The sequence below is a fragment of the Anabaena sp. UHCC 0253 genome, from assembly GCF_009712085.1.
GTDB lineage: Bacteria > Cyanobacteriota > Cyanobacteriia > Cyanobacteriales > Nostocaceae > Dolichospermum.
This window is the reverse complement of record NZ_VILD01000001.1, coordinates 923,754-934,514: the sequence shown is the minus strand read 5'-3', so window position 1 is coordinate 934,514 and position 10,761 is coordinate 923,754. Positions and strand designations below refer to the sequence as shown.

At 38.4% G+C, this 10,761-nt stretch carries 8 protein-coding genes; 2 read left to right on the top strand and 6 right to left on the bottom strand.

Annotated elements, in window-relative coordinates:
- Positions 1 to 755, top strand: a 755-nt coding sequence (locus FJR38_RS04110) for a sucrose-phosphate phosphatase (protein ID WP_168535544.1), incomplete at its 5' end; no start/stop codon positions are given.
- An 11-nt stretch (positions 756 to 766) separates the two neighbouring features.
- On the opposite strand, the gene FJR38_RS28140 is transcribed toward FJR38_RS04110, so the two are convergent.
- Both FJR38_RS28140 and xseB read right to left on the bottom strand, forming a co-directional pair.
- The gene (locus FJR38_RS28140) at positions 767 to 2,551 is read right to left on the bottom strand and encodes an MASE1 domain-containing protein (protein ID WP_168500121.1); all 1,785 of its coding nucleotides are present in this window, start codon (positions 2,549 to 2,551) and stop codon (positions 767 to 769) included.
- Between the two features lie 184 nt (positions 2,552 to 2,735).
- Entirely contained in the window at positions 2,736 to 2,975 is a 240-nt protein-coding gene (xseB, locus tag FJR38_RS04100) for an exodeoxyribonuclease VII small subunit (protein ID WP_168500119.1), read from the bottom strand.
- 23 nt (positions 2,976 to 2,998) lie between these two features.
- Between xseB and FJR38_RS04095 the strand changes: the two genes are divergently transcribed.
- Positions 2,999 to 4,030: a VOC family protein gene (locus FJR38_RS04095; RefSeq protein ID WP_168535542.1), complete on the top strand. Its 1,032-nt coding sequence runs from the start codon at positions 2,999 to 3,001 to the stop codon at positions 4,028 to 4,030.
- Positions 4,031 to 4,282: 252 nt separating this feature from the next.
- Here the strand turns inward: FJR38_RS04095 and FJR38_RS04090 are convergent, their stop codons facing one another.
- From FJR38_RS04090 to FJR38_RS04075, 4 genes are all read right to left on the bottom strand, one after another.
- Positions 4,283 to 5,674, bottom strand: a complete 1,392-nt coding sequence (locus FJR38_RS04090; RefSeq protein ID WP_168535540.1) for a malic enzyme-like NAD(P)-binding protein — start codon at positions 5,672 to 5,674, stop codon at positions 4,283 to 4,285.
- 214 nt (positions 5,675 to 5,888) lie between these two features.
- Positions 5,889 to 8,090, bottom strand: a complete 2,202-nt coding sequence (locus FJR38_RS04085; protein ID WP_168535539.1) for an HAD-IIB family hydrolase — start codon at positions 8,088 to 8,090, stop codon at positions 5,889 to 5,891.
- A 346-nt stretch (positions 8,091 to 8,436) separates the two neighbouring features.
- Entirely contained in the window at positions 8,437 to 9,519 is a 1,083-nt protein-coding gene (gene psbA, locus FJR38_RS04080; protein WP_168500111.1) for a photosystem II q(b) protein, read from the bottom strand.
- Positions 9,520 to 9,914: 395 nt separating this feature from the next.
- Positions 9,915 to 10,761: HAD-IC family P-type ATPase (locus tag FJR38_RS04075; RefSeq protein ID WP_168535538.1), on the bottom strand; the 847-nt coding region annotated here is incomplete at its 5' end.

Below are 10,761 nucleotides of genomic sequence, written 5' to 3'. Positions count from 1 at the left end.
CCCTCGTGGGTGATGATCAGGCAATGGAAAAACTGAATCAGAGACTAAATTTGCATCGTCAGGAATATAATACAAAGATTGTTTATTCTACAGGGCGATCGCTGTTTCTGTATCAACAACTGGAAAAGGAACAAGAAGATAAAGACAAAGAACTTCTCAAACCAGATATTTTGATTTGTGCGGTAGGCACAGAAATTTATAATTATGATGCTCAATATAAGTTAACTCTCAATGAGCAATGGTCAGAGCATTTATCTCAGGATTGGGATAAAGAATTAGTTAAACAAATAGCTGATAATTTTATTAAATTAATACCACAGCCAGAAAGTGAGCAAAGACCTTTTAAAGTTAGCTACTTCTTAGAAGAAGAAAATGCTACACAAGTTCTATCGGAACTAGAGAACTCTTTAAGAAATGTTGGATTAGATATTCAAGTTATTTATAGTTATAGTGATCATAAAAGTTATAATAATTTAGATATTTTGCCCAGTCAAGCCAATAAAGGTATGGCAATGACTTTTGTGCGGGAACATTTAGAAATAGATGCAGCAAAAACCGTTGCTTGTGGTGATTCTGGTAATGATATTGCTTTGTTTGCCAACAGAGAAGAAAAAGGTATTATTGTTGCCAATGCCAAACAAGAATTATTAGATTGGCACAACGAAAACCCCAACGACAATCGTTATTTAGCAACAACTAAATTTGCTGCTGGAATAGAAGAAGGCTTACAGTATTTTGGTTTTTTGGTAGAGTAAATATTGCTCATTTAATTTCGGCAACGTTGATAATAAATATAGGCTACATGATCGCCTGGATTTTTTTGTAAACAATCATTAAATAAACGCTCCGCATCTACTAATTTTCCTTGATTATAAAGTAATAAAGCTTCCGCAAATATTGACAAAGTAGCTAATTTTTGATATTTTATTTCTGGTAAATCTGCATCAAACACTTCATAAACTGTCACTGCTTGAGATTTACCTTTTACTTTAACTGTATCAATAATTCTCATGTTATAGTTACTAGGATTTTTTAATTTTGCATAAGTATATTCGGTAATTAATAGAGATACACCATAATTTTTCGTTAACCCTTCCACGCGAGAAGCTAAATTAACAGCATCGCTAATTACAGTACCATCCATGCGATTTTTTCCGCCTACAGTTCCTAACATTAAATACCCTGTATTGATGCCAATACCAATTTGTAATTTAGGACGATTAGGACTACCTCTGTTAGTATTATTATATTCATCTAAAAGTTTCAACATAGCAATACTAGCTTTAACTGAATTATCAGCTTCTCCACTAAATAAAGCCATAATTGCATCACCAATATATTTATCAATAAAACCATTATTTTCAGTAATAGCTGGTTCCATGAGCGAAAGATAGGAATTAATAAATTTGAAATTATCTTCTGGGATCATAGTTTCTGAAAGTTGGGTGAAATCGCGGATATCAGAAAATAATACCGACATTTCTAGTTGTATTTGATCACCTAATTTAACATCAATTATGCTGGATTTATTTAAAAGTTGTAAAAATTGATGAGGTATAAAACGAGCATAAGATTCATTTTGATTAATTAGGCTAGTATTAGCTAAACGTAACTCATTTTTTACTTGATCATTTTCATTAAGAATTGCATTTAAAACTAAAGTTGTCATGCCAATACAGGCAATAAAAGACTGTAATAATAATAATGAATTTTTAATAGATTCTTGCACAAAAGAACTATATCCTTTAACTGTACCAATTACCACGATTACGGTAATAATCACTAGCAATAAAGTTGCACCTAATTCTTTAAATCTAAAGGCAGACCATACCAATAAAGGTACTAATAAATATTCTACATTGTGTCCAGTATAAATAGAGCCACTAATTACTAGGGTTAACAATAAAATGATGATAGATTCTACCCAGAAACGGTGTAATAAATGATTAAAAGAGATAATATTTTTATGCCATGCAACAATCAAGGGAGTAAAAATAAGAATTCCAAAAGAATCACTTAACCACCAAGTTAGAGCAATATCTGTATAAAGTTGCCAAGGAGCTTGACCAAAAATACACAATAATAATGGACACAAAATAGCCACAGGTAAATGACTCAAGAAACAGCCATAAACCATAAATTGAATGGTATCTTTAGCTGTATTTAAAAAGTATTTATTAGCGATTAAATATTCCATCCAATAGACTGAAAGAACCTTTCCTGCTGTGACAATAACAACTATCAAGATGGTGAAAATTAAAGTTTTAACACTTGTCCAAGCTTGAAAAATGGTGAATTCAGCGATGAATACACCTATAAAGACTCCTAACCATAGAGGATAACCCCAAATAGCAATTAACCCTACAGCAATACCTCCAGGAATCCAAATAGGAGTTGATCCAGTGTTAGGATAGGTTGTGAATGTGTGGGATAGTAAAGCTGTAATATAGTAAGTGATTGCCACTACAATCTGCTTCCACCAAGCAACTCGATGAAAGCTAAATAAATCTAATTGGGGATAAGTATTAAAAAATTTTAATTGTGGTGGCATTTTTTTAAAGCTTCAGTGAAGGTAAATATGTTAATAAGTTTAGTCATAAAACCAAAACCACTAAATAAGTATGTGGAATAAAATAAAAATATATTTTGTTTGGTAAAATAGCTAAAAATCAACCAAAATAACGCATTTAGGCAATTTTACAAATCATCACATATTTTGGTTGTCTTACGTCCATCTATTTGTAATCTTCTTGCAAAGTTTCAATTAACAAATCCACCTGTTGCTGTCGCTGCTGCAAAAAACTATCACATTCCTTTAGATACTCAACCGCAGTCGCAAATTCTGCAAATACATCTGCTAGTTCTAACTCACCTCCTTCAATGCGCGTGATAATAGTTTCAATTTCTGCTATCTTAGCCTCATAACTTCCCCCATTTGATTTACTGGAGTTAGCCGAATTATTCCGTTTAACCATAAAATTTCCTCCCTAAATAAACTATGAATGCAAACAATAATACAACAATTGGCGGTATATATGAAGTCTGCATTGGTGTTACAGATGCTGTTTCTGCAATTCAATATTGGCAGCAATTTGGCTATCAGATTGGGAAAATAGGAGAATTAACTGCAACCACAGCTTATCAATTATATGGGGTAAATTCACCTTTACAGGCAATTCGTCTTCACCATCAAAATACAGATCATGGATTAATTCGGTTAATGATTTGGCAAAATCCCACATCTGCGGGTTTAGGTGTCAGTTCCATGAAAGTGAAAGGTAATCGTTGGGCTACTACATTAACTGCTGATATATTAGGTATTTTAAATCATGCCGAAGCAGCAAAAGCAATTGGTGAAAATATTCTTTACACACAACCTCACTGGGAAGTAATTTATAACAAAGACAAAAAAAGTCGTCCTTTTGTAGAACCGCTGGTAGGAGTACGAGAAATGCTATTACTTCAACCATTAACTCGGCAAGTTTTATTTCAACGCTTTGGTTATAATGTCCCTAATTATGGACATATTAATGATCATGCACCTTTGCAAACTAGTCAGTTTACTCATGTCGGGATAGTTGTTCAAGATGATAGTAAAGAAATTCTCAAATTCTATGAAGAAGTTTTAGGTTTATTGCGTGTGCGTGATGATGTAGAAACTACTTATGAATCATCTTTAGCAGGAAGAGAAATTTTTGAACTTAACCCAGAGGAAAAATTCATAGTTACTACTTTTGATGATCCTCGTTCTTCGCAAACTGACTTTATGGCAGTCCGAAGTGGTAGACTTTATATTATTCGCTTTCCAGAAAATATTACCTTAAAATCTCGCTTTGCAGATGCCCAACCGGGAAGTTTAGGAATGTGCCTTTATACATACAAAGTGCAGAAAATAGAGACTTATTTTCAACGAGTGCGAGAAAGTGCCGCAAAACAAATTACAGAAATCGTTAGTAATGAATTTGCCGAAAATAGTTTTTCTTTTGTTGCACCAGATGGCTATTTTTGGACTTTAGTAGAAAGTAACTAAATATTCAAAGCACTATTTTGATTTATCTCTGTGTCTCTGCATGAGACAAAAAATATAAAGACGTTCCATGGAACGTCTCTACAAAAATGCTAAAAGATATCTAAGTAGGTGAACAGAAAAATTTAAAGGTATGTGAAGAAAAGTAAAATCGCCCAAAACTCTCTTCCTGTTCCCTGTTCCCTGTTCCCTGTTCCCTGTTCCCTGTTCCCTGTTCCCTTGCCACAACGACAATTTTTAACGCCCACCTACGTATTAACTTTGAGCAATACCTTCTTCTCGTGCAGCTTGTTTGACAGCAGCAGCAACAGCAGTAGCCACACGCTTATCAAAGACAGAAGGGATAATATGCTCTCGATTCAAATCAGAAGGCTTAACTAAAGAAGCGATCGCATTGGCAGCTTCTAAACACATCGTTGTGGTAATTGTACTAGCCCGACAATCTAAAGCCCCACGAAACACCCCAGGAAACGCCAGGACGTTATTGATTTGATTGGGGTAGTCACTCCGACCTGTAGCCATGACAGCAACGTTTTTAGGGGCTAATTCGGGTTGAATTTCGGGAATGGGATTAGCCATGGCAAAAACAATTGCATCTTTCGCCATTCCTTGTACCATTTCTGGTGTTAAAACTCCCGGTGCGCTGACACCAATAAAGACATCTGCACCTTGAACTGCACCTGCTAAAGTGCCTTGGGCTTTCACAGCAAATTCGACTTTTTCTGGGGTTAAGTCGGTACGGGTAGTAGATATAATCCCTTTAGAGTCACACATCCAGATGGTTTCTGCGCCAGCTTTGCGGAGTAAACGAGCGATCGCTACCCCAGCCGCACCAGCACCATTAATAACAATCCGGATGTCTGCAATTGACTTCTGGACAAGTTTAAGAGCATTTAATAATGCTGCCAGTGTGACAATTGCTGTACCATGTTGGTCATCATGAAAAATCGGAATATTTAATTCTGCGCGCAGTCTTTTTTCAATTTCAAAACAGCGTGGTGCAGCAATATCTTCTAGATTTACACCACCAAACACAGGAGCAATATTTTTAACTGCTTTGACGATTTCATCTGTATCTTGAGTATCTAAACAGATCGGAAAAGCATCAAGCCCAGCAAATTCCTTAAACAGCATGGCTTTCCCTTCCATAACGGGTAAAGCTGCGGCTGCTCCCAAATTCCCCAAACCCAGGACAGCACTACCATCAGTGACGATTACCACAGTGTTTTGTTTAATAGTTAGATTGTACACTTCCTCTGGATTTTCGGCGATCGCTTTACAAATTCGGCCGACTCCAGGAGTGTAAGCCATAGCTAAATCGGAAACACTTCTTAACGGAATTCTACTAACAATACTGATTTTCCCGCCTCGATGTAAATTAAAAGTGCGATCGTAAACATCAATTACATGAATATCTGGTAATACTTTTACTGCTTGAACAATAGTTTCCGCGTGTTCGGTACTAGCAGCATCAACTGTAATATCACGTATAGATTCTTGACGAGTTTGTTCAATTAAATCAATTTGTCCTAGATTACCACCACTGGAAGCGATCGCTTGAGTTACAGATGCTAACATCCCCACTCGATTGGGAATCTGCAACCGCAGGGTAACACTAAAACTTGAATTGGGAGTAAGATTTGTCATTGTAATTATTGATTTTAAATTTTAGATTTTATATTGAATTGCTACAGAAATTTTTATTTTTACAAAAAAACCTAACATGACAAATATCCCTATTCCCTATTTGTCACCTTCTGAAGCTAATACGCAGCTAAATTTAATTTAGTGAAGTGAGAAAATCAGCCATCAAACTCTTATCTTTTCCCTATTCCCTGTTCCCTGTCACCTTCTTACTTAATTAACCTTTCACCATTTCCAACGGTGTTTGAGACAAATTACCAAAAAAGTCATAATGATCTAAAGCCTCCAAAATACCCCAAGCATAATTCCCTTGAGCAAAGTAAACCTGTGGAACACCCCGCAGCTTTTCAATTTCTGGGTTGTAATTTCCTACCACAACACCTAAAGTATTACCACCAAGCATAGTTTCATCATTACCTGATGCCCCTGCTACCAAGAAGCGGTTAACAGGTAAACCCCATTTTAAAGCCACATAGCGAATTGCATCTCCTTTAGAAGCCCGGATAGGCACTAAGTCCAGATACATATTGTGGCTATAAATCCCCTTGACTGGCAGTTGTTGACGACGCAAATGGCGGATAATTTCCCGGAAGCTTGGCGCTTTGGCTTCATCAACAAAATAGCTGATCTTAAACTTGCGTTGAGATTCTGGTGGTTGCAATTCCACACCAGGGATATTCTTCATCGCTTGACGAATTGCTTGAGCTTGCCATTGATAACCAATATGTTTTTGCCAACTTGTATCTGTAACAATCTGCGGACCATAGTAGATTTCACTACCTGCTGATGTAATTAACAAATCTGGCATGGGGAAGCGCCATTCTTCTAACATACTCAAGGTACTTTCTAAAGAGCGTCCAGTAGCAATACCAACTCCGGTTGTATGTCCTTCGCTACGAATGCGATGAATCAATTTTTCTAAAGCTTCTTGATCACCCAATAGCGTATTATCAATTTCACAAACTAGAAAACGGTCTGCCGTTGGTAGACGATTGGTATCTGGCACATTCCACTCTGGATGATCAGCAGCAGGAGATGCAGGTAGAGGACTGAGTAAAGATTGAATTCGTCGTTGGGGAAATAGGCGGATTTTTTCTAGATATTTCTCAACATGACTATCCCAAGAAAAATATTTGCAGACATTAACCGAGCCATTTTTAGACCAGCGTTGCCATTTTTCAGGATCTGTTAGAGTTGTACGCAGAGCATCTTGTATTTCTTTAATATTCAGGGGATCAATCAACAACCCATTCTGGCAAGCTGCTAAGATATCCCTGGGACCGCCGTCAGCCGTAGCAATAATAGGTACACCACAAGCACTAGCTTCTATCAAAGTTAACCCAAATGGCTCTGTTAGGGCTGGATTAATAAAGACTCCTTTGGTTTTAGCCGTCAGCCGATATAAATCTGGAACATCATCAGCATTATGGTGTTTGGGATAAGCCATAAAACCATAAAGATCATAGCGATCTATTAATTGCAATATCTCGATAAATACCTGACGGGGACCCGATTCCATCGTCATGATGTCATCTCGTTTTCCCAATATAATTACTAGGTTAGCCAGTTTCCGCAACTCAGGATCTGAGCCATAGGCTTTAATCAGACTACTGACGTTTTTCCGAATTGCTGGACGAGAAATCGCCATGATCATTGGCTTTTGGGGATCTTTGAGAAAACGCTCTAATTCTTTTTGAATGGGTGGGTTTTGCCAATCATCTGCGGCTGAGTAAAAGCGATCCAAGTCCACACCAGGAGGAATAACCACCATTCTTTCTGGTTGATAGCGATCGTATACACTGTACTGCTGCTCAACTTCTTGATTTGTACTGGCTATAACTAAGGCTGCACCCCCCAGGGTAATTTCTTCTGCTTCGATTCTGGTAGTAATATGAAAATTCTCTTCAATCGCTTCCTGTTTCGTTCCTTGTTCTAATAATCGTTGCTGTTTGACTCGTCCCAAGGAATGACCAGTATGCACAAGAGGCGTTCCTAACCAACCAGCAACCCGACTACCAACATATCCCGCGTCGGCGTAATGTGTATGAATGACATTTGGTATTCTTCCCACTTTGCGGATATGTCGGAGTAATTCATCTGCAAAGGTATCTAAATGTGGCCAGAGAACTTCTTTGCGGAGATAACGACGTGGACCACAAGCAAGACGAATAATTTGGGCTTTGTCTGAAAGTATTTCTATCGGTTGGGCATAGTCAGGGCTAACTTTGGGATCATTTACCAGTCTTGTGACTAAATCAACTCTTTCTACTTGGGGACTTTTGGCTAATGTGTTGGCTAGTTCGACTACATATTTTGTTTGTCCGCCGGTATCGGCATCTCTTCCTAGCTCTAGATTATGACCTCTAATTAAACCATGAACACTGACGAGTATAATGTACAGTCCTGGGCTGTTGGACATTTGTCTTCCTCCATAATTGACTGTATAGTTGGTGATGTCTAGTCTTTTTATACTAAATTGATTTTGTAGTTACAAGTGAAACATCTATCATACAGGGAAGTGGCACAATTCGCCAAATTTAACAAGAATATTGCTATTTTTTCTACATCAGCTTAGTAACTATTAAACCAGATTGAACTGCTGATATGACTTTATCTAAGGTCAGATTTCCTTGATTTGATAATGTGTCTGCGATGTGAATGAGAAAAGCAGTAAACCAGTTACACCAGATGGCAAGATCAATCTTGACAAATAAAAATACCCCCCATTTCTGGAGGGTATCTTTTAATTATCTGAATTTTTCAGATTAGCCGTTGATTGCAGGAGCAGTCAAAGCAACAGGAGCAACTTCACTAGCAGCCAAGTCTAGAGGGAAGTTGTGAGCGTTACGCTCGTGCATTACTTCCATACCTAAGTTAGCGCGGTTGATTACGTCAGCCCAAGTAGCGATAACGCGACCTTGAGAATCAATAATGGATTGGTTGAAGTTGAAACCGTTCAAGTTGAACGCCATTGTGCTTACGCCCAAAGCGGTGAACCAAATACCAACTACTGGCCATGCAGCCAAGAAGAAGTGTAATTGACGGCTGTTGTTGAAAGAAGCGTATTGGAAAATCAAGCGACCGAAGTAGCCGTGAGCAGCAACGATGTTGTAGGTTTCTTCTTCTTGACCGAACTTGTAACCGTAGTTTTGTGATTCGGTTTCAGTTGTTTCTTTAACTAAAGAAGAAGTAACGAGTGAACCGTGCATCGCAGAGAACAAAGAACCACCGAATACACCAGCTACACCCAACATATGGAAGGGGTGCATCAAGATGTTGTGTTCAGCTTGGAACACGATCATGAAGTTGAATGTTCCGGAGATACCCAAAGGCATACCGTCTGAGAATGAGCCTTGACCGATTGGGTAGATTAAGAATACTGCGGTAGCTGCTGCTACAGGTGCAGAGAAGGCTACGCAAATCCAAGGACGCATTCCTAAGCGGTAAGACAATTCCCATTCACGACCGAGGTAGCAAGCTACGCCGATTAAGAAGTGGAAAACTACCAATTGGTAAGGACCACCGTTGTACAACCACTCGTCTAAGGAAGCAGCTTCCCAGATTGGGTAGAAGTGCAAACCGATAGCGTTAGAAGAAGGAACAACTGCACCAGAGATGATGTTGTTTCCGTAAATCAAAGAACCTGCAACTGGCTCACGGATACCGTCAATGTCAACGGGAGGCGCAGCAACGAATGCAATGATGAAGCAGGTGGTAGCAGCTAACAGGGTAGGAATCATCAATACTCCGAACCAACCGATGTAAATCCGGTTTTCGGTGCTGGTGATCCATTCGCAGAAGCGATCCCAGACGTTAGCGGTTGAACGCTGTTGAATGGTTGTGGTCATTTTATGAGTGCTTTATTTTCGTATGATGTTGATAGGTTATTTTGCCTACCTGAATTCAACATTAGAGGATAAGTGTCAATTTGTAAAGATAATTAAAATTAGTATTGGTTATATCAGTTATATGTTTTACTAATGTATTGAGATTAACAGGATTTCCTGCGCCCAGTCAGGAGTCGTAGTGGTGTATTACTGACGGTAATGGAAGCATCAGCATTTAATAGTAAGGGCGTATCCCTGACGGTAATGGAAGCATCAGCATTTAATAGTAAGGGCGAAGCATTCGGAAAATAAACTTGGGAAGAAACCGATAATCTATCGTCCGAATGCTGATGCTTCCAGCACGCTCCGCGAACGCCCCTACTTGGACAAAAATTGATGGCTAAAGAGTAGTAACATCAAAAGTTAGAGTCTAAACGATTGGCAACGGCTGCTACTGCAATCATCGGTAATCCAACAACCAGACATATTAACCATTGATTCCAGTCTAATGGGGCTGTAGAAAATAATTTATTCATCAAACCCCATTGGCTGAAAATGATCTGCAAAATAATAGTGCTGGCAATTCCTGCATACATTGCCTTTTGATCGCCGATTTCTCGATTAATTCCGCGAATTTTATCAAAAATAACAACACCTAATTGGGTAATACTTAACAGGTAAAAAATCCTGCCTACTACTAAAGATTGAATTGCCATTGTTCTGGCAACAGCAATATCTCCAGTTGTTTGTCGCATCCATTCAAAGACACCGAAAATTAAAATCCAGTTAAAGATAGAAATGAGGACAATACGTTTAACTAGATTAGGAGAAAGTAATTTTTCATTGGGATTACGTGGGGGTTGTTGCATTACCCGATCAGACTTGGGTTCAAAAGCCAAAGGAACTGTCATAGCAATGGAATTTACCATATTTAACCAGAGAACTTGTAAAGAGAGAATTGGTAAATCTCTGGCTAACAAAACGCTAATTAAAATCGTCATAGATTCACCACCATTCACAGGAAGAATAAAGGCGATCGCTTTCAATAAATTTTGGTAAACTGTTCTTCCTTCCTCAACAGCAGCTTCTATAGATGCAAAGTTATCATCTGTCAAAATCATATCAGCGGCTTCTTTGGCAACTTCCGTACCCGCCCCACCCATAGCAATACCAATATCCGCTTGTTTCAACGCTGGTGCATCATTGACACCATCCCCTGTCATGGCGACTATTTCACCTTTAGATTGCAGTGCTTCCACAATT

What these genes read in the sequence shown, in the direction of transcription:
- FJR38_RS28140 (WP_168500121.1), bottom strand. Translation starts at nt 2,551, where the DNA reads ATGCCACCACAATTAAAATTTTTTAATACTTATCCCCAATTAGATTTA.
- xseB (WP_168500119.1), bottom strand. Translation starts at nt 2,975, where the DNA reads ATGGTTAAACGGAATAATTCGGCTAACTCCAGTAAATCAAATGGGGGA.
- FJR38_RS04095 (WP_168535542.1), top strand. Translation starts at nt 2,999, where the DNA reads ATGAATGCAAACAATAATACAACAATTGGCGGTATATATGAAGTCTGC.
- FJR38_RS04090 (WP_168535540.1), bottom strand. Translation starts at nt 5,674, where the DNA reads ATGACAAATCTTACTCCCAATTCAAGTTTTAGTGTTACCCTGCGGTTG.
- FJR38_RS04085 (WP_168535539.1), bottom strand. Translation starts at nt 8,090, where the DNA reads ATGTCCAACAGCCCAGGACTGTACATTATACTCGTCAGTGTTCATGGT.
- psbA (WP_168500111.1), bottom strand. Translation starts at nt 9,519, where the DNA reads ATGACCACAACCATTCAACAGCGTTCAACCGCTAACGTCTGGGATCGC.